This is a genomic window from Collinsella sp. CLA-ER-H10 (assembly GCF_040092475.1).
Lineage (GTDB): Bacteria > Actinomycetota > Coriobacteriia > Coriobacteriales > Coriobacteriaceae > Collinsella.
This window is the reverse complement of record NZ_JBBNLM010000027.1, coordinates 1-23,138: the sequence shown is the minus strand read 5'-3', so window position 1 is coordinate 23,138 and position 23,138 is coordinate 1. Positions and strand designations below refer to the sequence as shown.

The 23,138-nt window shown below is 62.4% G+C and carries 24 protein-coding genes and 1 tRNA gene; 8 read left to right on the top strand and 17 right to left on the bottom strand.

The window, feature by feature from the left end; genetic code table 11:
- Positions 1–658 precede the first annotated feature (658 nt).
- Entirely contained in the window at positions 659–1,255 is a 597-nt protein-coding gene (locus tag AAAX36_RS08920) for a hypothetical protein (RefSeq protein WP_349075138.1), read from the bottom strand.
- Positions 1,256–1,259: 4 nt separating this feature from the next.
- Complete coding sequence (locus tag AAAX36_RS08915; RefSeq protein ID WP_158567277.1) at positions 1,260–1,559, bottom strand: DUF2958 domain-containing protein; 300 nt, start codon at positions 1,557–1,559, stop codon at positions 1,260–1,262.
- A 318-nt stretch (positions 1,560–1,877) separates the two neighbouring features.
- On the opposite strand from AAAX36_RS08915, the gene AAAX36_RS08910 reads away from it, so the two are divergent.
- Positions 1,878–2,060 carry a hypothetical protein gene (locus AAAX36_RS08910; protein WP_138113659.1) on the top strand — a complete coding sequence of 61 codons (183 nt, stop codon included), beginning with the start codon at positions 1,878–1,880 and terminating at the stop codon, positions 2,058–2,060.
- 46 nt (positions 2,061–2,106) lie between these two features.
- On the opposite strand, the gene AAAX36_RS08905 is transcribed toward AAAX36_RS08910, so the two are convergent.
- From AAAX36_RS08905 to AAAX36_RS08890, 4 genes are all read right to left on the bottom strand, one after another.
- Positions 2,107–3,039 carry a DUF4268 domain-containing protein gene (locus tag AAAX36_RS08905; protein ID WP_349075136.1) on the bottom strand — a complete coding sequence of 311 codons (933 nt, stop codon included), beginning with the start codon at positions 3,037–3,039 and terminating at the stop codon, positions 2,107–2,109.
- A complete protein-coding gene (locus tag AAAX36_RS08900) occupies positions 3,026–3,181 on the bottom strand; it encodes a hypothetical protein (protein ID WP_175406093.1) in 156 nt (51 codons plus the stop codon). Before AAAX36_RS08900 ends, AAAX36_RS08905 begins: the two co-directional genes overlap by 14 nt.
- 52 nt (positions 3,182–3,233) lie before the next feature.
- Positions 3,234–3,356 (bottom strand): hypothetical protein, encoded by a 123-nt coding sequence (locus tag AAAX36_RS08895; protein ID WP_302630592.1) that lies wholly within the window; start codon positions 3,354–3,356, stop codon positions 3,234–3,236.
- 599 nt (positions 3,357–3,955) lie between these two features.
- Positions 3,956–4,032, bottom strand: a tRNA-Met gene (locus AAAX36_RS08890).
- A 196-nt stretch (positions 4,033–4,228) separates the two neighbouring features.
- Between AAAX36_RS08890 and AAAX36_RS08885 the strand changes: the two genes are divergently transcribed.
- Positions 4,229–5,002, top strand: coding sequence for a type III pantothenate kinase (locus tag AAAX36_RS08885; RefSeq protein WP_161144979.1), 774 nt, complete (start codon positions 4,229–4,231; stop codon positions 5,000–5,002).
- A gap of 20 nt (positions 5,003–5,022) precedes the next feature.
- On the opposite strand, the gene AAAX36_RS08880 is transcribed toward AAAX36_RS08885, so the two are convergent.
- The 3 genes from AAAX36_RS08880 to AAAX36_RS08870 form a co-directional block, all read right to left on the bottom strand.
- Positions 5,023–5,724 carry a hypothetical protein gene (locus AAAX36_RS08880; RefSeq protein ID WP_138374319.1) on the bottom strand — a complete coding sequence of 234 codons (702 nt, stop codon included), beginning with the start codon at positions 5,722–5,724 and terminating at the stop codon, positions 5,023–5,025.
- Entirely contained in the window at positions 5,725–7,473 is a 1,749-nt protein-coding gene (gene folP, locus AAAX36_RS08875; protein WP_349075133.1) for a dihydropteroate synthase, read from the bottom strand. It lies immediately after the preceding gene.
- Between the two features lie 95 nt (positions 7,474–7,568).
- Entirely contained in the window at positions 7,569–8,321 is a 753-nt protein-coding gene (locus AAAX36_RS08870; protein ID WP_349075131.1) for an NAD-dependent protein deacylase, read from the bottom strand.
- A gap of 136 nt (positions 8,322–8,457) precedes the next feature.
- Here AAAX36_RS08870 and AAAX36_RS08865 point away from each other — a divergent pair, with 136 nt between their 5' ends.
- The gene (locus tag AAAX36_RS08865) at positions 8,458–9,276 is read left to right on the top strand and encodes an exodeoxyribonuclease III (protein ID WP_117746195.1); all 819 of its coding nucleotides are present in this window, start codon (positions 8,458–8,460) and stop codon (positions 9,274–9,276) included.
- A gap of 148 nt (positions 9,277–9,424) precedes the next feature.
- Here the strand turns inward: AAAX36_RS08865 and AAAX36_RS08860 are convergent, their stop codons facing one another.
- Genes AAAX36_RS08860 through AAAX36_RS08850 form a run of 3 tightly spaced genes read right to left on the bottom strand, consistent with a single transcriptional unit; the run spans position 9,425 to position 12,673 of the window.
- Positions 9,425–10,138, bottom strand: coding sequence for a DUF6580 family putative transport protein (locus AAAX36_RS08860; protein WP_349075129.1), 714 nt, complete (start codon positions 10,136–10,138; stop codon positions 9,425–9,427).
- Between the two features lie 4 nt (positions 10,139–10,142).
- A complete protein-coding gene (locus tag AAAX36_RS08855) occupies positions 10,143–11,786 on the bottom strand; it encodes an ABC transporter ATP-binding protein (RefSeq protein ID WP_195920157.1) in 1,644 nt (547 codons plus the stop codon).
- Positions 11,786–12,673: an energy-coupling factor transporter transmembrane component T gene (locus AAAX36_RS08850; protein ID WP_349075127.1), complete on the bottom strand. Its 888-nt coding sequence runs from the start codon at positions 12,671–12,673 to the stop codon at positions 11,786–11,788. Before AAAX36_RS08850 ends, AAAX36_RS08855 begins: the two co-directional genes overlap by 1 nt.
- A 199-nt stretch (positions 12,674–12,872) precedes the next feature.
- Here AAAX36_RS08850 and glmU point away from each other — a divergent pair, with 199 nt between their 5' ends.
- From glmU to gltA, 5 genes are all read left to right on the top strand, one after another.
- Positions 12,873–14,285, top strand: a complete 1,413-nt coding sequence (gene glmU / locus AAAX36_RS08845) for a bifunctional UDP-N-acetylglucosamine diphosphorylase/glucosamine-1-phosphate N-acetyltransferase GlmU (protein WP_349075125.1) — start codon at positions 12,873–12,875, stop codon at positions 14,283–14,285.
- Positions 14,286–14,478: 193 nt separating this feature from the next.
- The gene (locus tag AAAX36_RS08840; protein WP_022094252.1) at positions 14,479–15,465 is read left to right on the top strand and encodes a ribose-phosphate pyrophosphokinase; all 987 of its coding nucleotides are present in this window, start codon (positions 14,479–14,481) and stop codon (positions 15,463–15,465) included.
- Between the two features lie 224 nt (positions 15,466–15,689).
- Positions 15,690–16,319 (top strand): aminoacyl-tRNA hydrolase, encoded by a 630-nt coding sequence (gene pth / locus AAAX36_RS08835; protein WP_006235792.1) that lies wholly within the window; start codon positions 15,690–15,692, stop codon positions 16,317–16,319.
- Between the two features lie 373 nt (positions 16,320–16,692).
- Positions 16,693–17,532 (top strand): sulfide/dihydroorotate dehydrogenase-like FAD/NAD-binding protein, encoded by an 840-nt coding sequence (locus tag AAAX36_RS08830; protein WP_006235793.1) that lies wholly within the window; start codon positions 16,693–16,695, stop codon positions 17,530–17,532.
- A complete protein-coding gene (gene gltA, locus AAAX36_RS08825) occupies positions 17,523–18,932 on the top strand; it encodes an NADPH-dependent glutamate synthase (protein ID WP_006235794.1) in 1,410 nt (469 codons plus the stop codon). The genes AAAX36_RS08830 and gltA overlap by 10 nt, the downstream gene beginning before the upstream one ends.
- 127 nt (positions 18,933–19,059) lie before the next feature.
- Here the strand turns inward: gltA and AAAX36_RS08820 are convergent, their stop codons facing one another.
- The 5 genes from AAAX36_RS08820 to AAAX36_RS08800 are packed head-to-tail and all read right to left on the bottom strand — an operon-like array spanning position 19,060 to position 22,761.
- Positions 19,060–19,683: a cytidylate kinase-like family protein gene (locus AAAX36_RS08820; RefSeq protein ID WP_148331746.1), complete on the bottom strand. Its 624-nt coding sequence runs from the start codon at positions 19,681–19,683 to the stop codon at positions 19,060–19,062.
- A gap of 48 nt (positions 19,684–19,731) precedes the next feature.
- Positions 19,732–20,370, bottom strand: a complete 639-nt coding sequence (locus AAAX36_RS08815) for an amino acid ABC transporter permease (RefSeq protein WP_006235796.1) — start codon at positions 20,368–20,370, stop codon at positions 19,732–19,734.
- 3 nt (positions 20,371–20,373) lie between these two features.
- A complete protein-coding gene (locus tag AAAX36_RS08810; RefSeq protein ID WP_035136546.1) occupies positions 20,374–21,120 on the bottom strand; it encodes an amino acid ABC transporter permease in 747 nt (248 codons plus the stop codon).
- Between the two features lie 25 nt (positions 21,121–21,145).
- Positions 21,146–22,021 (bottom strand): transporter substrate-binding domain-containing protein, encoded by an 876-nt coding sequence (locus AAAX36_RS08805; protein WP_196022321.1) that lies wholly within the window; start codon positions 22,019–22,021, stop codon positions 21,146–21,148.
- An 8-nt stretch (positions 22,022–22,029) separates the two neighbouring features.
- The gene (locus AAAX36_RS08800) at positions 22,030–22,761 is read right to left on the bottom strand and encodes an amino acid ABC transporter ATP-binding protein (RefSeq protein ID WP_022094215.1); all 732 of its coding nucleotides are present in this window, start codon (positions 22,759–22,761) and stop codon (positions 22,030–22,032) included.
- Positions 22,762–23,138: the final 377 nt, after the last annotated feature.

Below are 23,138 nucleotides of genomic sequence, written 5' to 3'. Positions count from 1 at the left end.
ATTGTATCAGGGAGGACTGACCAAGCCGCCCATAGAATCAGAAATGGAAGAATAGAGAGGATGAAAGATGATAACACTGCAGTAATTTTTTTTGAGGCTCTCATCGATTCCGCATCTCCTTGCGCGCTCACATTCCACTCCGCCTTAAATCAAGTTTAAATAAAAACTTGAATGCAAATTTGTTTTAATTAGTATGGAAACTATATCCATTTAGTTCTAATTTGTTCGTAGTATCAAATCGATACCGACACTAGCGTGACACAGTCTTTCAAGACAGCTATTCAACATTGGTGGTCACCGCTATGGACAATGTGAACCACCTAAACGAGCTCTCAATACAGTCCCAGCTTAGCACCCTTGAAAAACTGGTCGCGGACGCGGAACAATCTACCGACGCAAGACGCGATTTCGAAGCTCAGCCTCGTGCCGTATTCCAGAAATATGGAATTACAGCCCTCCAAATCAAAGCGGGAAATCGAAAAGTCTCTGTACGAACTGGTGGAGTCAACCGAAAAGGAGGCGCGTGTCCCCGTTGCACGCGCAGTATATCGTCGTATCCAGCTCCCACCGTCCGAGGCACTTGGACGGTGGGAGTTCCGCATCCCCGGGAAAGGAAAAGCGCGGCCCATCCGGACCGCGCCCGCGCCCTCCTCCCATTTCACCCCGCGACGTAGACCGTCCGGCCCGTCTCGCAGTCGATGGTCTCGGCATCCCCGAACCCAACCCGGACGGCAGCCCATCCGCCGGCGCCCGCCAACGCATCGGCCTCGGACCTCGCGGCGGCGATGAGTCGCTCGAGCTCGGCCGATCCGGCCGGCGCGGTCCCCACCTCGAACGCGCCGCCGTCGCCGCCCGACTCGTACTCGACGACGACTGTCGAGCCGAGAGCCTCCTCGAGGGTCTCGGGCAGGCCGCCCATGTCGGCGAGGACGTGCCCGGCGACCGTGGCCAGCGGGTAGCGGGCCATCCCGGACGCCGCCGAGCGGCCGGCCATGCGGAGCAAGCCGGCGGCCTCGAGCGCCTCGAGGAGCGCCGCGGACACGTCGGCGTCGATGGCGATGTTGCCGCGTCCGCGGCACCACTCGGCCGCCGCCGGCACGCTCGCCGTGAGCACGCCCCACTCGGCCATGTAGCCCTCGGAGCGCGGGTCCGTGGCGTCGAGGAGGAGGACGGCCAGGCCGCCGCCCACGTACTCATCGGCCACGAGGGCGAGGCGGACCGCCTCGCCCATGGAGTCGAACTCGACCGCGACCATGCGGCTACCTCCTCCTGACGGCGCTGAGCGGCTTCGGGGAGAAGTGCTCGTCGCGCTCGACGGCGGCAAACCCCATCTGGCGGTTCAGCTCGGCCATCTCCTTGATGCTGAAGTAGCCGAGCTCGTCGTCGTAGCCCTCGACAAGGCCGAACGCCTCGTCCGTCCCATCGAACTCGAGCAGCCACCAGTCCCATCCGTTCACGCACGAGAAGTAGTGGGCGTAGACTGTGGGGTCCTCTGCCCCGTCCTGCTCGTAGAGCCTCGGCACCGTCTTGGCGATTTCCTCGGTCATCAGCTGCTGCATGTCTTCCTCCGTTCCGGGCAACCTGCCCTCAACATCTCGCCCCTGCGGGCAAAGCCGAATGGCGACGCCGTGCGTCGTCGTCGGCTTTGCTCCCTGCAAAGCCGCACCGGAGCGAAGACGGGTCAAGGGAGGTCCATGACGACCTCCACCAACCGGAGCGGAGCGGAGGTTTGTGCGGGGTCTCATGGGCCCCCTTGACGCGGCGTAGCGGAGGTGCCACCCGGCCGCGGAGCCGTGGCCGATTCACGGCGGACGCCGGCAGCCCACGCCCAACATCGATACCATCTGAACCGCTATTCACTTTTCGAGAGGAGCCATATGGAACTCGAAGACATCGTCTACGAGCTCGCCTGCCTTCATGAGTCGATGCTCTTTTGCTGCGAGAACCGGTCCGGCAAGGAGGACCCGGTCTTCGCGCATTACTACATGGCGCTGGGAAGGATTGTCAGGGACCTCGAAGAGGCCGAGCGGCGCATCCGGACCGAAACGGGCCGGCGCTGAATCCCGTCAATAGAAAACGCCCCTGCATTTTACTGCCGGGGCGTTTTTAGAGCTCGATCTCCGCGATTATTTTTTTCATCTCGAGGGCCCATCCGAGCTGTTCCTCGATGTACCCCGGCCATGCGTCCTGGTGGCCCTTGATGGGGTGGCCCGCCTTGTAGAAGCGCAGCCCCGATGCCTTTTTCGCATCGAAGGTCACCGCCGTCAGCCCGAGGTGATCCTCGAAGACCCCGCTGTTGGCGATGGCGCGGTGCCCGATCTCCTTGTCGTCGTCCACGTACAGCTCGATGCCCGTGCGGCCCTTTTGCGTATCGATGAGCAGGGCGAGATGGTATGCCGAGACCCCCAGGCGAAGCGTCGACCAATGGTCCTTGCTGGGCTTCTGCGGGCTGAACTCCTTGAGGAACTCCGGATGGCCGCCTGCCACATCGCGGTAGGCCGTCCAGTACGCCAGCTTGACCTTTTCGGTCTCGCTGAGCCCCTCGGAGAGCTTCACGGTCTTGGTCCACTCGTTCGGCTGCTCGACCACGCCGAAGCGCGGGGCGGGCAGGGAGCCCCCGATCTTCCAGAGCTCGACCTCGACCAGGAAGAACCCGAAGTCGCTGTCGGTGTGCTGGTTGAGCCACTCGATGGCCTGGCGATGCTCGTCGCGGGCGTGCGCCACGACCCAGATGACGACCTCGGCGCCCTTGCCGGCGGCATACGTGATCACCTTGCCGAGATGGTCGTGGTTGGTGTCCTCGAGCTGGTTCTCGATGATCACCTTGCGGCCCGTACCGGACTCCTGCGCGTAGATATCCACGTTGAACGAGCCGACCGACGACTCCGTCTCTATTAGCTCGAGCTCGATTCCGACCGCCATCCCGAGGGTTGCGAGATTCTGCTCCTCGGCCAGCCACTTGGTGAAGTCGTGGGCCTCATGCGGCCACACCTCGCGCAGGGGAACCTTCTGAATGGTGTCCAAGTTATAAGTCTTCATCCGTCACCCTCTCGACCGATAATCTGGCACCATTGTAGAGCCTCTCGCCATCAAACGACCGTAGCAGGAGCCCACGACGTTCGTCGACGTCCTTCAGCTCGTACGGGTACACGAATAGCAAAATATATCTCTTCTTAGCCATGCGGTTTCCCTTCCCTTGAAAAACGAACCACTCGATCCGCGGAGAGGCGCTATCAGGTGCCGTTCGTCAACGCCGCGGCGATTATGCCGCTGTCCGTGAAGACGAAACTGATGAGCTCATCTTCCCAAGGCTCGCGCTCCTGCTCCTCCTCGGCCTCCTCGAACGTCATTGGCATCTCGCGCGCTCCCGAAAACTCGTGGCAGATAGCGTAGAGACGAGAGGGCCTATCAGCCCACTTATCAGCCGGTCGGCCAAAAGCGTCGTACTGCCGCAGCTCATCCCCAACATCGCGCCAGATTGTTCGATACCAACCCGTTAACGATAGGGTCAAGAGCATCGTAGACCGTATTCATATAGCGGCGCCTTTGTTACAGCTCAGATGTCACCATTTTAGATAATGGGCGTAGCGACCCGAATCTCATTTCAGGCCAATTCGACCAAGAGCAATCTACGGTCTTGTAACTGCCTCTTTCCAAATAAGGCCCGCCCCCGGTGGGGCCCCACCCATGCCCACGGCATAGGCCCGCCAGAGCTAGAGGGACTTCGTCATTCTTGTCTGGTAACTCTCAAATAAAGCGCAGAAAGTGTGGAGGAGCGCCGAACGGTCCTGCTGAACTCGTCGCCAACCGGCGTCAACCAGTGTGGAGATGGTTCAAGCAGGCATCCTGTTCGAAAAATGCCGTTATTAATTGATTTCGACCAAAATTCGACCAAGATTGAAAGTCAAAAAAGAAACAGCCCAGAGAAACAATGCCTCTGAGCTGCTAAAAGTCTTGGTCGCGGGGGCAGGATTTGAACCTACGACCTCCGGGTTATGAGCCCGGCGAGCTACCAGACTGCTCCACCCCGCAATGTCTGGGCGCCTCATGTGCGCAAGAAAGAATATTACGCGGGAGTTCGGTAAACGGCAAGGAAAATCTCGTAGAGCATAATTCCTTCATATTTAAACCCCTCAGCCCCTATCACCGTAAACGAATCGCAGCCGAGCGCCGTCGGCGGCGCGTATACAATGGTGCGCGTCCTTTTATGCCAACACCGGGAGTAGACATGCTGCTCGCTATCGATATGGGAAACACGCAGACGGCCATGGGCCTGTTTGACGGAGACGAGTTGGTGCAGTCGTGGCGTATGCCCACCGACCGCTCCTATACCGCCGACGAGATCCATGTGCGCCTGATGGGTTTCTTCAAGATGTACGGCCTTTCGCTCGACGCGGTCGACGCGATCGCCTTTGCAGGCGTGGTGCCGCAGCTCTCGCGCGAATGGCACGCCGTGGCCGACCGCATTGCCGCAGACGCCATCGTCATCGGACCGCAGACGGCCGCGGTGACCAAGCTGCGCGCGGCGCGTCCCCAGGCCGTAGGCGCCGATCGCGTCGCTAACGCCGTTGCGGCCGAAACTTTCTACGGCGCGCCGGCAATCGTGGTGGACTTTGGCACCGCGACCAATATCGACGTCATCGATGAGGACGGTTATTACATTGGCGGAGCGATTGCGCCGGGCATCCGCATTTCGATGGACGCGCTCGCCGCCCGAGCCGCCAAGCTCGCCAGCGTTCCGCTCGAGGCGCCCGAGCACGCCATCGGCCGCGATACCGAGGAGTGCATCAAGGTCGGCGCCGTAACGGGCGCCGCCGCCATGGCTGAGGGCCTGGTCGCGCGCATGAAGCGCGAGCTGGGCCGCGAGGATGCCACCGTTATCGCCACGGGCGGCCTCGCCAGCATCGTCGCCGATTCGACCGACGCCTTCGACATAGTCGACGGCCAACTCACCATCAAAGGCATCTGCGAAATCTACCGCCGCATGCAGGAGTTAGCGTAGGCTCTGGCGAAGCCGAGACGCTACAGTCCGCGAATTCGTACAGCCTCGGGCGGAAACTCCTGCTCGCCGGCATCGGTCTTGATGGTCGCTCGGCCCCAGATGTCCAGGCCCGCAAACACACCGACCGCAAGCGGCAAACCGTTGGGCGACACCGCCGCAACTTGGCGGCCCAGCAGCGGCACCATGTCGAAGTACTCGCCCAGCACGGGAGCCAGCGGCCCCGCGGCGCCTTGCGGCGTGTTGGCAACAACCGCCCAGGCGTCCACGCGGGCCAGCATGGCGGCGGCCAGCGCCTCGACCAGCGCTTCGTCAGCCACACCCACACCGAGCTCGCTCAACGCCGAACGCTCAATATCCACCGTCACGGCACCGAACATGCCCGCAGCACCGGCACCGCCGTTCACGGCAACACGCGCGAGCGACGTCTCAAACGCAGGCGCACCGCACACGATATCGCTCGGCCACTGGATACCCACCTTACCGGCAAGGCCCAACCCCGGCGTCGAAGCCGTGCCCACGAGCGCGTCCATCATGCCCATCGCGGCCACAAACGGCAGGCCGTGGAAGGCATGCATGTTCACATCCGGACGCACGACCAGCGAAAACGTCAGCGAAGCATCGCCCGCGCTCCACGCGCACCAGCCCGCGGACACGCCCTCGCGGCCCGCGTCGCGCGCCGCGTCGAGCTCGGTGCCGGCGGCAACAGCATTCATCTCGATCATCTACATACGCCCCAATTCGCCCACGATATGACCCACGCGGTCCTCGGGCTCCTTGACCTCGACGCCGTTGTAGCGGAAGAACCGCGCCGGGTCGTGCATCAGGTCCTCGAGCGGCACCAGCACAAAGTCGCGCTCGCCAATGAGCGGATGCGGCAGGCGCAGCTTTTTGCCGCCGTGGGTCTCGCCGTCCATCCACAGCAGGTCCAGGTCGATGGTGCGCGGGCCGTTGACCTTGACCTTTTTGGAGCGGTCGCGCCCCAGCTCGACCTCGATCTTCATGAGCTCGTCGAGCAGCACCAACGGCGCCAGCTCGGTCTTAATCTCGATGACAGCGTTGGCAAACGCGTCCTGGCGCGTCTCGTAGGCCGGCTCGCTCTCGTAGATCTTGGAGGAGTTGGACACGCAGGTGAGCGGAATCTCGGCGATCATGTCGCGCGCGGCGCGGATGTTGTCGCAACGATGCCCCAGGTTGGAGCCCACGGCCACAAACGCACGGCGCGGCTGCGGCTTGGCGACGGCCCAGTAACCGTTCAGGAACTGCGCAAAACCCGCGGCGTCGTGCACGCGCACGATGTTGGCACCGGCCTGGATGGCGCCCAGGCACACGCCAAACGTGGCGGCATCGCGCGCGGCGGCCTCGGTCACGCCCGAGACAGCGCCCACAAAGCGCTTGCGCGACACGGCGCACATGAGCGGGTAGCCCAGCGACGCCATCTTGGCAGTCTCGCGCTGGATGACGATGCCCTCGTTAGCCGACTTACCAAAGCCCGGGCCAGGATCGATGCAGATGCGGTCGCGAGACACGCCGGCATGGATGAGCGTGCGGGCCTGGTCGGACAGAAAGCCCATAACGCGGCGCATGATGGGCGCCGAATCGGGCAGGGTGAAGCGGCGGAGCTGCGAGGTGGGCACGTAGGCTTCCTCGCGGCGGGCGCTGCGGCGCATCATGGCTGCCAGGTGGTCATTGGACTCCGATGCGACCTCGGTGGCTGCGGGCGCGGCCTCGGGCGCGGGCGCGACGGTCTCGGCGGCAGCAACCTGCTCGGCGGCCGGCGTCTCCTGCCCCAGCTCGGTTGCGGGCTCGGACGTGGGCTCCGGTTCGCCAAACGGCAACGAGGGCTGCACCACGCCGCCCGGAAGCTTGGCCTCAACCTTGGGCTCACCCAGCAGCTTGCCGCGACGGCGGCGAGCCGGCTTCTCGGCCTCACGCGCGGCCTCGGCAGCCGCCTCGCGCGCCTTCTCGGCAACAAACGCCGCTGCCGAGGTATCGAGCTGCACCGTTGCGTGCGTGCGGGTGGGCGCGGCGACCTCGCCGGCATGCATCACGATGACGCCGCAGGTGCTCGTCTTAACAAACTCGACCATCTTGGGATCGGTGAAGCCGGTCACGTCGTTGACGATCGAGGCGCCGCAGCGCACGGCCGCCTTGGCAACCGCCACATGACGCGTGTCGATCGAGACGATGGCGCCCTCCTTGGCCAGCGCGCGCACCACGGGCAGCACGCGGCGAGCCTCCTCGTCGGGGTTGACCGGGGTAAAGCCGGGGCGCGTGGACTCGCCGCCCACGTCGATGATGTCGGCGCCGGCGTCGAGCATCGCCAGGCCGTACTCGATGGCGGCATCCGGGTCGAAGTGCTCCCCGCCATCGCTAAACGAATCGGGCGTCACGTTGAGGACGCCCATGATGCGCGGACGGTCAAAGCTGAGCTCGTACTTTCCGCACCGCCATGTCTTGCTGTCGTTCGCCATGAACATCCTCCTAAAATGCCCACGCCGCCGAGCTTGGGGAGCTGGCGGCGGGGTCGCTTTGCACTCAGTCTTTCTATTGTATCCGCGCGCGCGGGCTAGAACGCAAACGCGGCCGCGATGTCGCAAGAAATCAGCAGGTCGGCATTTGCATCCTGATCGGTGGGAGCAAGGTTGCAAATGGCCAGCGTATCGCCGGTAAAGTAACGCGTAAGGCCCGCCGCCGGATACACCACGAGCGAGGTCCCGCCCACGATGAGGGCATCGGCCGCGGCGATGGCGGCAACGGCACCGGTCAACACATGCTCGTCGAGCGGCTCTTCGTAGAGCACCACATCGGGCTTAATGCGCCCGCCGCACGCAGGACACACGGGCACGCCCGCGGCGTCCTCGTGCTCGCGCGAGCAAATCCATTCGGCGCTGTAGACTGCGCCGCACGTCTGGCAGACATTGCGGTGGACCGAGCCATGCAGCTCGAACACGCGCTGCGAGCCGGCCATCTGATGCAGGCCGTCGATATTTTGCGTCACCACGGCATTCAGCTTGCCGGCGCGCTCCAGCTCGGCCAGCCTGGTGTGGCAGCGGTTGGGCTTGGCGCCAAGCGCAATCATCTTGGTGCGGTAGAAGTCGAAGAACTCGGCCGGATGCGCCTCGTAAAAGCTATGCGAGAGCATGGTCTCGGGCGGGTAGGCAAACTGTTGGTGATATAGGCCGTCCACGCTGCGGAAATCGGGGATGCCACTCGCCGTGGAAACGCCCGCGCCGCCAAAGAAGACCACGCGCTTGTGGGTGCCGAACAGCTCCGCCAGCGCGGCGGAGGCCTGTTTGGAGTCCGTTATCGCCTGCGTCATATGAGTCCTCCGTCCTTGTTGGTCGGGCAGCGTCGGGCGATGTCCCAGCATGCGGCCTTTGGGTCAGCACGCGCGGTGCCCACCACCGCCCCTGTTGCGCTAATCTTAAGCCTGCCAACCCCGTCGAAAGGACACCATGCCTCAGACTTACACTTTCGCCTCGTGGAACGTCAACGGCCTGCGCGCCGTGCTCAAAAAGGACCCGAGCTTTATCCAGATCGCGCAAGAACTCGACGTCGATATCCTGGCGTTGCAAGAGACCAAGTTGCAAGAAGGCCAGGTTGATATTGACCTGCCCGGCTATCGCCAAACCTGGAGCTACGCCGAGCGTAAAGGCTATTCGGGCACTGCGGTCTTTAGCCGCCAGGAACCGCTGCGCGTGCTGCACGCCGACGCGCTGTTACCCTACGCCGGCGAGGGCGAGGCGGCCGAGCTCGTCGCCCAAGCCGCAACCGAGGGCCGCGTCTGCGCGTTGGAGTTCGACAAGTTCTGGTTTGTGGATGTCTATACGCCCAACGCCCAAAACGAGCTCGCGCGCATCGATGTGCGCATGGCCTGGGACGATGCCTATCGCGGCTTTTTGAGCGCGCTTGAGCGCGAGACCGGCAAGCCCGTGGTGACCTGCGGCGACTTTAACGTAGCGCACGAAGAGATCGACCTTAAGAACCCCAAGTCCAACCGCGGCAACGCAGGCTTTTCGGACGAAGAGCGTGGTAAGTTTACCGAGCTGCTCGACGCCGGTTTTACCGATACCTGGCGCGCGGCAAACCCCGACGTCGAGGGTGTCTACAGCTGGTGGAGCTATCGCTTTAATGCCCGCAAGAACAACGCCGGCTGGCGCATCGATTACTTCCTGGTGAGCGACGCAATCGCCGGCAACGTGCGCGACGCCGGCATCCGCGGCGATATCTTCGGCAGCGACCACTGCCCCGTCACCCTCACGCTAGAGCTCTAGCGCCAAGCAATTCCTGGGGGACAGAGGAAAACAGATCATGTGACCCCTCTCCCCCTATAAGTTGCGGTGGAGTAGTTCCTGTTTGGGCAGCAAATAGCCAAAAACGAGAACTATTCCACCGCAAGTTCGTGTGGGAACGCGAAATGCCCTACAGTCCGTATTTCACGACGACACGGTTAATGCGACGGCACCAAGGCTTGTACAAGGCGGCCAAAAACACGCAGGTCGCAAGGCCGTGCGTGATATCGAACGGCACCGCCGTGGCAAGACGTGCCACGGCACCCGCCCAAGTAAGCGGCCGTACAAATCCAATGATGTCATACGCGTTGATCACGACGCCATAGAGCAGGCCCGACGCAAAGCCGTACGCCAGCAGCGCTGGCATGCGCACGGTGCCGTCGGCGCGGTCGAACGCACCCGCATACGCCAGCGCACCGCCAACGTATCCCACGAGCCCCCAGGCATACATCTGCCACGGCGTCCACATGCCCTGTCCAAAAAAGAAATTGCTGGTCAGCGCCGCCAGCGCGCCAACCATAAAACCGTTGCGGCGACCAAGCGTCGCCCCCGCGATAATGGCGATGGCGCTCACCGGCTTAAAGTCGGGAATGGGCCCAAACAGGATGCGCCCCGCCGCCGCCAGCGCCGCCAGCACCAGCGTGGGCATAATCTGGCGCAATCCCGGACGAGATGCCTCGTAACCCGCAAAGAACAGCGCGAGCACCAGCGCCACCACGACAAGCATGGCAAGCGCCGCCTGCTCAACACCCGCCAGCAACGCCGCAGCCATTACCGCCGGCACCGCCAACAACAGCGAGATCTCCAGTTTTGCAAGCAAACGCGAGAAACGACAGTCCGTCATCCCATCACGCCCTATAGAACACGTTGTCGGCAAAGAAGTCGGCCGGCGGCTCCATGCAGGCAATCTCGCCGTCAAACATCATGGCGACGTCGTCGGCTACCTGCTCGGCAAAGTCCAAATCGTGCGTAGCCATGATGACGGTGCCGCCAGCCTTCGCATGGTCACGCAGGGCGCGGGCGATGATGCGGCGGCTGAACAGGTCTAGACCCTTGGTGGGCTCATCGAGCAATAGCAGTTCGGGGCCGATTAGCAGCAGTTTTGCCAATGCAAGCAGTTGACGCTGCCCGCCCGAAAGATCGTACGGATGGCGTCCATCCAGACCCGACAACCCCAAGCTCGCCGCACGCTCCCGCGCCACGGTCTCGTCATATCCGCAGGTCGAAGCCCATTCCATCAGCTCGTCGCGAACCGTATCGGCAACCAGCAATGCTTTGGGATTCTGAGGCAGCAGCGCCGCCGAGGCCGCTCCGCGCACCATGCGGCCGCGCTGCAGCTTGGCGGTCTTCGCCAGCACCGAGAGTATCGTCGACTTACCGCATCCGTTGCCGCCCACGATCGCATGCACCGCACCGGCCGAAAACGCCACGTCGAGCCCGCGCAGCACCCAACCGCCCGCGCGATCGTAGCGAAACCAGCCTTCCGACAGGGTGGTAGCCGACCCGCCGTGCATTTTTTGGAGTATTCTGCTTCCATCCGTGCGCGGGAAGGCTTCCGAGCCATTCTCGAGCGACGTTTGCGCCACAAATTCGGACGATTTGTCCAATTCTGAACTTTTTTTCGCGCTCGATACGTCCCCGGGCGGCTCCAGAGAGCCCAAATTGTCCTCACGCCTGCTGAATACTCCGTTTTTTGCACATCGGATGGCACCCCACCCCAACATGTCATCGGAAAACAGCGATTCTCGGCGTCCCAAAGAAGCCATATCCGCCACCTCGCGCACGCGACCGTCCTCAATCCGGTACGCACGCGTCGCGTATTCGAGCATTGGGCGCGGCTGATGCGTCGCCACAACAACCGTGCAGCCCAGCTCGCGATTCACACGAAACAGCGCGTGCAGGAAATTCTTCTCAGCAACGGGATCGAGCTGAGACGTGGGCTCGTCGAGCAGCAGCACGCGCGGGCGTAATGCCAGCACAGCCGCCAGCGACAGCAGCTGTTTGCGTCCGCCCGAAAGCGTATCGGTGTCGCGGTGGAGCCAATCTTCCAGCCCAAAGAAATAGCTGGTCTCAGATACGCGACGGCGCATCTCATCACGCGCTAGCCCCAAGTTTTCCAGACCAAACGCCATCTCGTGCCACACGGTCTCGCACACGATCTGGTTCTCGGGGTCCTGAAACACATAACCCACGCGCTCCGCCGATGCCCGCACGTCCATGTCGGCAACGTTCTCGCCCAGCACGCGCGGCTCGCCGGAGAGCGTACCCGCCGGCGCGATCTCGGGCTTGAGCAGCGACAGCAGCGTCGACTTGCCCGAACCGGTACCGCCAACAAGCAGCGCAAATGCACCTTGGGGAACAGACCAGTCGAGCCCCTCGAGCACCGCAGCATCAGTATCGGGGTAGGCAAAGCTCAGGCTCCGCACCTCAATCGCCGGCATATCCGGGCCGCACGCCGCGCCCGACACCGGGCCCCTATCCAACCGAGCCATCAGCCAAACCTCTTCTCATCAATCGCGTGCAACGTGCAAGGCAGCACCATCCAGGCAGCGTACACAATATAGCCCGGCCACGGCGCCGGCACCGAGAGCTGCGGATAAAACGAATACTGCGTCGTCGCGGTCCACGCCACCGCCACCGCGGCGGCGCCAAACAGCGCAAGCCCAACCAGCGCGGCAACATCGCCGCGCCCCAGCCGATACCGCGCATACGTCGTTCGACGCGTCGCGGCGCCCCACCCACGGGAGCGCATGGCGTCCGCGCGCTCCAGCGAATCTTCCATGCCCCAGCCCATCAACACGCTCGACGCCCGCAGGCGCGATCGCACGGGATCGGTGGGCGCGCGGCCCGGCACATCAATCGCATCCTGCACCGCCAGCACCGTACGACCGCGGCGTAAAAACTGCGGGATAAGCCTCATGCACATCGAGATCATGAGCGCAATCACCGGTGCGGCATTGCCCAGCAGCGCGAGCACCTTGTCGTATTCGAGCATCGACGCCGCGGCCTCAAACCACAGCACGCTCGCCACAAACAGCCCGCCCATGCACAGGCCGTATACCATGCTTTCCAGATACACCGCGCGCATGCCAATACGGAACAGCTCCGTCGAGCCCGAGGCGCTAAACAGCGGATTGACCAGCGCGATAATCAAAATCACCGGCAGCTGCCAGCGGAGTGCGCCCAGCGTGCGGGCAGCCCCGCGCGTCGCAAATCCATACGCCAGCCCGCCCGCAAGTGACAGCGCAATCAGCACCGGCTGCATCGAGAACATGGTGAGCCCCAGCGTCAGCACCATGTAGAGGGCCGGCACAGCCGGATGCGACATCGAGAATGCCGCGACGGGCTCGCCGCCAAACTCCTCTTGTATGTTGTCCACGGGCACCCCCGTCCCCTCGCTCAAACGACAGCTCCGCAGCACCGCCAACGCCGCACGCAAGCAGCGCAAACGCCACGCCGGCGGCACCGACATCGGCCGCCATGAGCCAATCGCTACGCGCTCAACATATGCCTGCGGTATCATATTGCGCCGTGTATCGTTTCCAAACACACGTCTCTATAACGTAACAGGAGATCACATGGACGCAACCGCAATTATCCTCGCTGCCGGCGAGGGCACCCGCATGAAGTCGAACCACTGCAAGGTTTCGCACAAGATCCTGGGCAAGCCCATGGTCCAGTGGATCGTCGACGCCACCATCAAGGCCGGCTGCAGCCGCGTCGTGGTCGTCATCGGCAGCCACGCCGACGAGATGCGCGCCCTCATCGACGGCGCCTATGCCAACAGCGCCACCAAGGTCGAGTGCGTCGAGCAGACCGAGCGCCTGGGCACCGGCCACGCCGTGAAGGTCGCGCTCGAGGCCTGCGGCATCGCGCAAGGCCCGGTCGTCGTGCTCAACGGCGACCTGCCGCTCATCACCGCCGACACCGTCGCCAAGTTCGTACAGACCGTCGCTACCGGCGAGCTCGCCTGCACCGTCATGACCATGACCCCGCCCGACCCCTTCGGCTACGGCCGCATCAAGCTGGGCGCCGACGGCCAGATCGAGCGCATCATCGAGCAGAAGGACTGCACGCCCGAGCAGGCCGCCACGCTGCTGGAGTGCAACGCCGGCTGCTACGCCTTCGACGGCGCGCAGCTCGCCGCCCACATTAACGAGATCGGCAACGACAACGCGCAATCCGAGTACTACCTGCCCGACATGCTCGAGATCCTCAAAGGCCACGGCCAGGCGGTCTCCATCTTCCACTGCGACGACTACCGCGACGGCCTGGGCGTCAACAGCCGCATCCAGCTCGCACAGCTCACCGCCATCGCGCGCGACCGCATCAACGAGCACTGGATGGCCGAGGGCGTCACCTTCATCGACCCCACGCAGGCCTGGATCGGCCCCGACGCCACCATCGGCCGCGACACCGTCGTGTGGCCGCAGACGCACCTGATCGGCCACGTCACCGTGGGCGAGGAGTGCCAGCTCGGCCCCAACAGCCGCCTCACCGACACCACCGTCGGCAGCGGCTGCACCATCGATGAAACCATCGCCGTCGAGGCCGTCATCGAGAACGGCGTCGACTGCGGCCCGCGCGCCTACCTGCGCCCGGGCACCCACATGCTCGACGGTTCCAAGGCCGGCACGCACGTGGAGATCAAGAAGTCCACGATCGGCGAGGGCTCCAAGGTGCCGCACCTGTCCTACATCGGCGATACCACCATGGGCTCCGGCGTCAACGTGGGCGCGGGCTCCATCACCTGCAACTACGATGGCGTACACAAGCACAAGACCGTCATCGGCAAGGATGCCTTCATCGGCTCCGACACCATGATGGTCGCGCCCGCCCAGATTGGCGACGGCGCGCTCGTGGCCGCCGGCTCCGTCATCACCGAGCCGGTCCCGGCAGACGCACTTGGCCTGGGTCGTGCCCGCCAGATAAATATTGAGGGCTGGGCCGCCGATTATCGCCGCCGTCTGCACGAGGACGACGAGGTATAACGTTTTACCAAGCATCTAAGGAGCTGTTCCCATGGGGGGCGGCTCCTTTTTTCTATCGTGACCTGCGCGACAGGATGAGTGGTCGGTTCGTGTCCGTTGACGGTAAAGACGTTATCAAGACCCGATTAACCCCGTCGCGCGGTTACAATGCAACAAGGCATCTATATGGCATTCGATATAAAGGAGAAGGGTAATGCCGATTAATGATCCCGAGAAGTCGGAGAATATGCGCAAGTCCATCCGCGTGTATTCCGGTTCCTCCAACCGTCCCCTCGCTCAGAAGATCGCTGAGTACCTTGGGGTCGAGCTTTCGGGCCTTACGCTAAAGCAGTTCGCCAACGGTGAGATTTACGCCCGCTACGACGAAACCGTCCGCGGCGCCGACGTCTTCCTGATTCAGTCCGTGGCCGGCGGCAACGTCAACGACATGCTCATGGAGCTGCTCATCGCCACCGACGCTGCCAAGCGCGCATCCGCCCGCTCCATCACCGCCGTCATCACCCACTACGGCTATGCCCGCCAGGACCGCAAGGCCGGCCCGCGTGAGCCCATCACCGCCCGCCTCGTCGCCAACCTGCTCGAGCGCGCCGGCGTCAACCGCATCATCACCCTCGACCTGCACCAGGGCCAGATCCAGGGCTTCTTCGATATCCCGGTTAACCACCTGTCCGCGCTGCCGCTGTTTGGCCAGTACTACAACGACATGCACTTCGACACCGACAACCTGGTTGTCGTCTCCCCCGACGTGGGTCGCGCCAAGGCCGCCAAGAAGCTGTCCGACATGCTCGGCTGCGACCTGGCCATCGCCCACAAGGGCCGTCCGCGCCACAACGCCGCCGAGGTCATGGGCATCATCGGTGACATCAAGGGCAAGACCTGCATCATCAACGACGACATGATCGACACCGCTGGCACCCTGTGCGCCAACGTCAAGGAGCTCAAGGCTATGGGCGCTGGCGATATCTACGTCTGCGCCACCCACGGTATCTTCTCCGGTCCGGCCATCGAGCGTCTGAACGACGCCCCGATCGTCGAGTGCCTCGTCACCGACGCCATTCCCGTCGAGGTCGGCGGCAAGATCAAGACCATCTCGGTCGCCGAGGAGTTCGCTCAGGCCATCTCCGCCGTTTACCACGAGGAGCCCGTCTCCACGCTCGTCGGCGGCGACTTCGCGCTGTAGTCGCATCGTCCTTGCAACCCGGCGCATCGCCGTCGGAACAGAAGAAACCCCCGCGCTCCCCCTTGCTTCGCAAAGGTCGCGCGGGGGTTTCTTCTGTTCCGACGGCTCGCTCTGCCGCGGCCGCGCTTTTGTCTGGTGGGATTTCGCTGAAGCAAAGCCTCGCCTTCGGCGGGCGTGGTAGCCTTTGTCGTTGATTAAACTTTTTATGTAACGGAAGGACAAATATGGCAGCTGCACAGCCGCTTAAGATTCGCATGGTTGCCGGACTTGGCAACCCTGGCGAGGAATATGCCGAGACCCGTCACAACGCTGGTTTCAAAGCAATCGACGAGCTGGCCCGTCAGGCCGGCGTCACGTACTGGAAAAACCAAGCAGGCGCCGAGGTCGCGCTCATCAACATCAACGATCCCGAGGAAGAGGGCGGCAAGCGCCAGATTGTACTGGTCAAGCCGCAGTCGTACATGAACACCTCGGGCGGGCCCATCTCCAAACTCTGCCGCGAGTACAAGATCAAGGCCGAGGAGCTGCTCGTCATCCACGACGAGCTCGATATTCCCGCCGGCGACGTGCGTGTTAAGGTGGGCGGCGGCCATGCCGGTCACAACGGCCTGCGTTCCATCATCGACAAGATGGGCAGCCGCGACTTCAGCCGCATCCGCACCGGCATCGGCAACCCTCCCGGCAAGATGGCCGTCGCCGACTACGTGCTTAAGCAGCTGCGCGCCCGCGAGGCCGAGGATTTCCAGGACACCTGCGCCCGCGCGGCCGACGCCGCCGGCCTGGCGATTGTGCACGGCGTAGTCTATGCTCGCGACCATGTCAACGGCGCCGCCTCCGCCAACGGCAAGCACTAAAACCTATCATTTAGGGATAGGTTTATTTTGGCAGGTTTTACCTGCGGAAACGCCGCAGTGGCCGCATCGCAATAAACCGCGCACCGCCATACACACATAGCACCCCAAAGGGGGCCGACCTCATTGCAACCCGAGACTGGCCCCTTTGCCGTTTTACCCGATAAAGCTGACCAAAATAAACCTCTCCCCCTTTGGTAGGCCAAAGTGGACAAACCCTGCTCCCAACCGCCGAAGACACACGTAAGTGACATGTCCATGAGGGTATAATTTGCACCGTATGTCTGCACAACGCCTGTGCACGTACGGTTTTATTCGGGCTACCGTCCATTTCCGTGGAGGCACGGTTCGGCGGCCCTAACAAGAGAGGGGTTCTATGTATAAGATCCTGGAGAAGACGCAGTTCTCGGAGAAGGTGTTCAAGTTCCGCATCGAAGCGCCTGCAATCGCCAAGCATGCGCACGCTGGACAGTTCCTCATGGTTCGCGCCAACGAGACGGGCGAGCGTGTCCCGTTTACCCTGGCCGGCTGGAACGGTGACGAGGGCTGGGTCGAGTTCATCTTCATGGTGATCGGCAAGACCACCGAGATGCTTTCCACCTACGAGGCCGGCGAGTCGCTGCGCGACGTCGTGGGCCCGCTGGGCGTTCCCACCGAGATGGCTGAGGGCCCCTGCGCCGTCATTGGCGGCGGCGTCGGCCTGGCAATTGCCTTCCCGGTCGCCAAGCACCTGGTCGAGACCGGCCACGAGGTGCACGCCATCATGGGCGCCCGCACCAAGGACCTCCTGCTTATGGAGGACCAGTTCCGCGAGCTCCTCGACGAGGACCACATCCACATCACCACTGACGACGGCTCCTACGGCGAGCAGGGCGTTGTCACCGCTCCGCTGGAGCGCCTGCTGCAGGACAAGGCCGTGAGCCAGGTCTTCTGCGTCGGCCCCGTTCCGATGATGAAGTTCTCGACCCTCACCGCCCAGAAGTACGACACCCCCATCACCGCATCGCTCAACCCCATCATGGTTGACGGCACCGGCATGTGCGGCTGCTGCCGCGTCGAGGTGGGCGGCGTGACCAAGTTCGCTTGCGTCGACGGCCCCGACTTCGATGCCACCCTAGTCGACTGGGATGACCTTCGTGCCCGCCAGGCCGCTTACCGTTCCGAAGAGGGCGAGTCCCTCAAGGCCTATGAGGAAAAGAGCTGCGCATGCCACTAGTTAACGGTCGTTTCGTTGCCGATATGAAGTCGCCCCGCACCCCCGATAACGAGGAGCCGGCTGCCGAGCGCGCCTGCGACTTCCGCCCCGTCGACAAGGGCTTCACCGAGGAAATGGCGCTGGCCGAGGCCGAGCGCTGCCTCAACTGCAAGAAGCCGTTCTGTGTTGAGGGCTGCCCCGTCAACATCAACATCCCCCGCTTTATCGAGCAGATCCGCGAGAAGGACTTCGGCGGCGCTCTCGATACCATCCGCGAGGACTCCATGCTTCCCGCTATCTGCGGCCGCGTCTGCCCGCAGGAGAACCAGTGCGAGGGCAAGTGCATCCGTGGCAAGAAGTCCGAGCCCGTGGCCATCGGCCAGCTCGAGCGCTTCCTGGGTGACCGCCCCGAGCTCGCCTCCACGCCCAAGATGGCTCCCAAGAACGGCAAGAAGGTCGCCGTCGTCGGCTCCGGCCCGTCCGGCATCACCTGCGCTGGCGAGCTCGCCCGTAACGGCTTTGACGTCACCGTCTTCGAGGCCTTCTTCACCGGCGGCGGCGTACTGGTCTACGGCATCCCCGAGTTCCGTCTGCCCAAGGCAGTCGTCAAGCGCGAGATCGACGGCCTGGAGGACATGGGCGTCAAGTTTGAGTACAACTCCGTCGTGGGCAACATGGCCACGGCCGAGGAGCTGTTCGAGCAGGGCTTCGACGCCATCTACGTGGCGACCGGCGCCGGCCTGCCCAAGTTCCTCAACGTCCCCGGCGAGAACCTGCCCAACGTCTTCTTCGCCAACGAGTACCTCACCCGCGTGAACCTGATGAAGGCCAACAAGTTCCCCGAGTACGACACCCCCACCAAGCACGGCAAGAACGTCGTCGTCTTTGGTGGCGGCAACGTGGCTATGGACGCCGTCCGTACCGCCAAGCGTCTGGGCGCCGAGCACGCCATCATCGCCTACCGTCGTACCGAGGACGAGATGCCCTGCCGTCGCGCCGAGCTGCACCACGCTAAGGCCGAGGGCGTCGAGGTTCTGCCGCTCGTCTCCCCGCTCGAGTTTGTCGCTGGCGAGGACGGCTCCGTATGCGCCGTCAAGGTCCAGAAGATGGAGCTCGGCGAGCCCGACGAGTCCGGCCGTCGTCGCCCGGTGCCCATCGAGGGCGCCATCGAGGAGATTCCCTGCGATGTCGCGATCTCGGCTATCGGCACCAACGCCAACCCCTTCGCAAAGAAGATCGGTGGCAAGATGGAGCTCAACAAGTGGGGCTACATCGTCGCCGACGAGGAGACCGGCCAGACCACCGATCCCCGCATCTGGGCCGGCGGCGACATCGTCACTGGTGCCGCTACGGTCATTCTGGCGATGGGCGCCGGCAAGAAGGCCGCTGCCTCCATCACCAAGAGCCTGCTGGGCGAGTAATCACCTACAGCGCTAACCACCAAACGGCAAAGTCCCCGTCGAGCACACGCCCGGCGGGGACTTTTTCTATGCCGGCCGCCCAAACCACCACAAAGGTGCCTGTCCCCTTTGTAGTGGTTTTGGTCGGCTAGCCTTCGAGCTGCGCCACTTTGTAGCGGTAGGCTGCGGCGATGACATCCTTGCAGCCTTCGCGGCCCAGCTTGGCGCGGTTGACGACGATGTCCTTGCCGCTCGTCATCTTCCACTTTCCGGCGCTGTAGCGCTTATAGAACGCCTCGCGCGCCTTCTGCTGCTGCTTGACCAGCTTGGCGCCCTTCTTTTTGTTGAGGCCGCGCTTCTTGCGCACGATCTCGACGCGGTCCTCAAAGGGCGCAGTCACCAGCACGGCGATGTGATTGGGGTTGTTGCGCAGCAGATAATCGGACAGACGGCCTTCGATAATGCAGCTCTCGGTCTCACCCAGATCCAAAATCACCTGGCTCATCTTTTGGAACAACTTGTCCGAGTACGAACGCGCATCGTAGCGGTCGGGCAGAAACGCCATGTTCTCCACGGCCAGACGCTCGTCGTAGGCGGCCATCTTGTCGAGCGACTCGCCCGCGCGCAGCGAAGCACGCACCAGCAGCTCGTTATCGTACAGCGGAATCCCCAGCTCATCGGCGAGGATACGACCAATCTCGTGGCCCTCGGCGCCAAAGTCGCGCGCGATGGTAATGACCACAGGACTCTTCTTATTCTCCAGATCGCTCATCGCGATTCCTTTCTCTATGTGACAAAGGGACAGTCCCTTTGTCACATTCTACGCTGCCACCATTCGCCTCTGATATGCGCGAACCAGCAACGAGATACCAAAGTTGAGCACAAAGTACATCGCAAATACCAGGCCGTAGAGCATAAGCACCTGCGACAGGTCGATCGCATGGGCCATCACGACGTTTGCCGTGTACATGAGCTCGGCCACGTTAATGCCCGAAAGATACGAGCTGTCCTTGATGACAGTCGTGCACTGGCTAAACAGCGCCGGAATGATCGTCTTAAACGTCTGAGGCAGAATGATGTAGCGCATGGTGGCAAAGAAGCCGAAGCCCTGGCTCTGTGCTGCCTCAAACTGGCCGCGCGGAATCGAGTTGAGGCCGCCGCGCACAATCTCGGCCATAACAGCGCTGGTAAACAGCGTAAAGGCGATGGTCGAAATCACAATGTCCAAACCCTGCACCGTAAAGTAGATAAACAGGATCCACAGCAGGTTTGGCGTGCAACGGAACAGCTCAATATAGGCGCTCACCAAAATACGAAACGGGCGGGGCGCATAGCTCTTAACGAGCGCCAGCACCGTGCCAAAGATGAGCGAGAAAAAGATCGACAGCGCCGAGATCTCGATCGTCTTAACAAAGCCGCCCCAAATGTAGAGCAGGTTGGTCGCGTTAAAGATTTCCATGCGCTAGGCCTCCTCTACGTTGTCGAGCCCCAGCTCGGCCAGGCTCACGCCGCGCGGACGCTCCTTGGAGCGGCGCTCGAGCCACTGCACCAGCATGGCGAGCGGAAAGCAGATGATAAAGTACATAAGGCAGCAGACGATGTATCCCTGCAGGTAACCGTACAGACTCACAAAGTTGTCGGAACGGTACATAAGGTCGCCGCCGGCCACAAGCGCCAGCACCGACGTATTCTTGACCAGGTTGAGCGCCTGGTTACACAGCGGCGGCAGAATGATCTTGAATGTCTGGGGCAGCACGATATACCAGTACGCCTGCGCACGGGTGAAGCCCTGGCTCTGGGCCGCCTCCATCTGACCGCGCGGAACCGCCTCGATACCAGTGCGGATGACCTCCGAAATGTAGGCCGCGTGATACAGACCCACGCCCAAGAAGCCCAGCACGAACGGCGCGATGCGCACCGGCTGGTCGGCACCGGTTATGGCCTGCAAAAACTGCGGACCGGCCATGTACATAAAGAGAACCTGTACGGGCAACGGGGTGTTCTGGTAAAACTCAACGTACACGCGGCTTATGGCGCGCAGCACGCGCGAACGAGTGGTAGAGAACACGCCCAGCAGCGTGCCCAGCACCAGCGACAGCAGCAGACCGGCAACGACCACTTGCAGCGTCACGCCAAAGCCCTCCCAGAAGGGCCCCATGTTTTGAAATGTCGTCGACCAACGGTCGGCGTCAAATAATCCTTCGAGCATTTGATTCCTTCCTTGGACGATGCGCCTATACGAGACCCCAGGTCTTGACCTCTTGGTCGAGCCAGCCATCGGCCAGGCGATCGCAAATCACCTGATCGACCACGGCCGAAAGGTCGCAGCCCTTCTTGGTCGCCACGCCGTAGCCCTGCTCGCCAAACTTGACCTCGGGCTGCAGCAGCTCAACGGTCTCGTTCATGTAACCGGCCAGCGTGGAGCGGTCCATGGCAAAGACGTCGATATTGCCGGCATCGAGCGAACTCTTGATGATGGGGTAGCCGCTAAAGGCCCTAAACTCGGGCTTGCAGCTAAAGCCGTTGTCCTTGATCATCTGCTCGATCAGGCCCTGCGTGGTGGCACCCTGGCTCACACCAATGACCTTACCATCCAGATCCTCAATCGAGGTAAAGCCCGAACGCTTCTTGACCATGAGTCCCACGTAGTCGGTGCGGTACGGCGTCGAGAAATCCCAGCTCTTCTTGCGCTCGTCGGTGATGGTGTAGGTCGCCGCGACCACGTCAAGTTGGCCGTTATCGATCAGCGGACCGCGCGTCTTGGGCGTTACGTCGGCAAACTCGACAAGCTCCTGGGCGCGGGCCTCCTTGTAACTCACGCCAAAGACGGCAGCGGCGATCTGGTAGCACAAATCGACTTCCATGCCCTCAAAGCGGCCCTTGGCGGTGTCGTAATAGCCGTAGCCGGGAACATCCTTCTTAACGCCGGCATTCAGATGGCCGCGCGACTTAATGGCCGCAAGCTTGGACCCCTTGTCGGAGCCCTCGCCGCTGGTGGAGTTGCCGCAACCGGTAAGCGCGGCCCCCGTCAGCGTAAGCATACCGGCGCCCGCCAGCTGCAAAAAGTGACGGCGCGACACGGCCGCCCTCGTCATATCCGTCATGTCCATCACCGCGCCTAGTGCAGAATCTTGGACAGGAACTCGCGGCAACGCGGGTTCTCGGGGTTATCGAAGAAGTGCTCGGGCGTGCCCTCCTCCAGGATGCGGCCGTCCTCCATAAAGATGACGCGGTCGGCCACCTGGCGCGCAAAGCCCATCTCGTGCGTCACGCAGATCATGGTGATGTCCTCCTGCGCGAGCTCAATCATAACGTCCAGGACTTCCTGGACCATCTCGGGGTCGAGTGCCGAGGTCGGCTCGTCAAACAGGATGATAGGCTGCTTGGTGCACAGGGCACGGGCGATGGCGATGCGCTGCTGCTGACCACCCGAGAGATTCTGCGGATACTCGCCGGCCTTATGTGCCATGCCGACGCGCTTGAGCGCAGCGATGGCGATCTCGGTCGCCTCCTCCTTGCTCTTCTTTTGCAGTTTGATGGGCGCGAGCGTCAGGTTGCCCAGCACCGTCATGTTGGGATACAGGTTGAACTGCTGAAACACCATGGAACTATACTTGCGAGCCATCTCCAGGTGATTCTTTTTGGTGAGCGGCGTACCGTCGATGACAACCTCGCCCGACGTGGGCTCCTCCAGATAATCGACGCAACGGATGAGCGTCGATTTACCCGAGCCGGAAGGCCCGATCATTACGAGCTTCTCGCCGCGTTTGACGGTGAGGTTGATATCTTTGAGCACATGCAGGTCGCCAAAGTACTTGTTGAGATGCTTGATCTCGATCATGTCTGCCATGAATGTCCCTTCCCTGCGTTTACACGAGTTGAACTATTGTACGGAAAGAATCACGTTTCCGCAGCCCACACTACATTCCCGTAAAGAACCCGCAACCTTCCACCTAGTCATTGGGGACAGACTTGATCGCGTCGAAAATGTTGGTGTAAGGGTGACGCCCTAGCGCCCGTTTAACGAAGAACGGCCTTCGTCCTAGAATCTGAAATCACCACAACAACAGGTTCTAGGAAAGGACGAAGACCGCTATGGAAATCTTATCAGACCCGACGCCGGACATGCTCGCCATGCCCCGTTTCGACGACGGCGCCATCGACATGCAGGAGCTGCTCAGGCGTCTCGCCGAGCAGGTCGTGAACGCCGTGATGGACGCCGAGGCC

Coding starts and splice junctions, on each gene's coding strand:
- gltA (WP_006235794.1), top strand. CDS start 17,523: ATGCCACTAGTTAACGGTCGTTTCGTTGCCGATATGAAGTCGCCCCGC.
- AAAX36_RS08905 (WP_349075136.1), bottom strand. CDS start 3,039: ATGAAGACTTATAACTTGGACACCATTCAGAAGGTTCCCCTGCGCGAG.
- AAAX36_RS08885 (WP_161144979.1), top strand. CDS start 4,229: ATGCTGCTCGCTATCGATATGGGAAACACGCAGACGGCCATGGGCCTG.
- folP (WP_349075133.1), bottom strand. CDS start 7,473: ATGGCGAACGACAGCAAGACATGGCGGTGCGGAAAGTACGAGCTCAGC.
- AAAX36_RS08860 (WP_349075129.1), bottom strand. CDS start 10,138: ATGACGGACTGTCGTTTCTCGCGTTTGCTTGCAAAACTGGAGATCTCG.
- AAAX36_RS08880 (WP_138374319.1), bottom strand. CDS start 5,724: ATGATCGAGATGAATGCTGTTGCCGCCGGCACCGAGCTCGACGCGGCG.
- AAAX36_RS08800 (WP_022094215.1), bottom strand. CDS start 22,761: ATGGCAGACATGATCGAGATCAAGCATCTCAACAAGTACTTTGGCGAC.
- glmU (WP_349075125.1), top strand. CDS start 12,873: ATGGACGCAACCGCAATTATCCTCGCTGCCGGCGAGGGCACCCGCATG.
- AAAX36_RS08920 (WP_349075138.1), bottom strand. CDS start 1,255: ATGGTCGCGGTCGAGTTCGACTCCATGGGCGAGGCGGTCCGCCTCGCC.
- AAAX36_RS08840 (WP_022094252.1), top strand. CDS start 14,479: ATGCCGATTAATGATCCCGAGAAGTCGGAGAATATGCGCAAGTCCATC.
- AAAX36_RS08810 (WP_035136546.1), bottom strand. CDS start 21,120: ATGCTCGAAGGATTATTTGACGCCGACCGTTGGTCGACGACATTTCAA.
- AAAX36_RS08855 (WP_195920157.1), bottom strand. CDS start 11,786: ATGGCTCGGTTGGATAGGGGCCCGGTGTCGGGCGCGGCGTGCGGCCCG.
- AAAX36_RS08865 (WP_117746195.1), top strand. CDS start 8,458: ATGCCTCAGACTTACACTTTCGCCTCGTGGAACGTCAACGGCCTGCGC.
- AAAX36_RS08820 (WP_148331746.1), bottom strand. CDS start 19,683: ATGAGCGATCTGGAGAATAAGAAGAGTCCTGTGGTCATTACCATCGCG.
- AAAX36_RS08910 (WP_138113659.1), top strand. CDS start 1,878: ATGGAACTCGAAGACATCGTCTACGAGCTCGCCTGCCTTCATGAGTCG.
- AAAX36_RS08830 (WP_006235793.1), top strand. CDS start 16,693: ATGTATAAGATCCTGGAGAAGACGCAGTTCTCGGAGAAGGTGTTCAAG.
- AAAX36_RS08870 (WP_349075131.1), bottom strand. CDS start 8,321: ATGACGCAGGCGATAACGGACTCCAAACAGGCCTCCGCCGCGCTGGCG.
- AAAX36_RS08915 (WP_158567277.1), bottom strand. CDS start 1,559: ATGCAGCAGCTGATGACCGAGGAAATCGCCAAGACGGTGCCGAGGCTC.
- AAAX36_RS08900 (WP_175406093.1), bottom strand. CDS start 3,181: ATGGCTAAGAAGAGATATATTTTGCTATTCGTGTACCCGTACGAGCTG.
- AAAX36_RS08895 (WP_302630592.1), bottom strand. CDS start 3,356: ATGCCAATGACGTTCGAGGAGGCCGAGGAGGAGCAGGAGCGCGAGCCT.
- pth (WP_006235792.1), top strand. CDS start 15,690: ATGGCAGCTGCACAGCCGCTTAAGATTCGCATGGTTGCCGGACTTGGC.
- AAAX36_RS08815 (WP_006235796.1), bottom strand. CDS start 20,370: ATGGAAATCTTTAACGCGACCAACCTGCTCTACATTTGGGGCGGCTTT.
- AAAX36_RS08805 (WP_196022321.1), bottom strand. CDS start 22,021: ATGGACATGACGGATATGACGAGGGCGGCCGTGTCGCGCCGTCACTTT.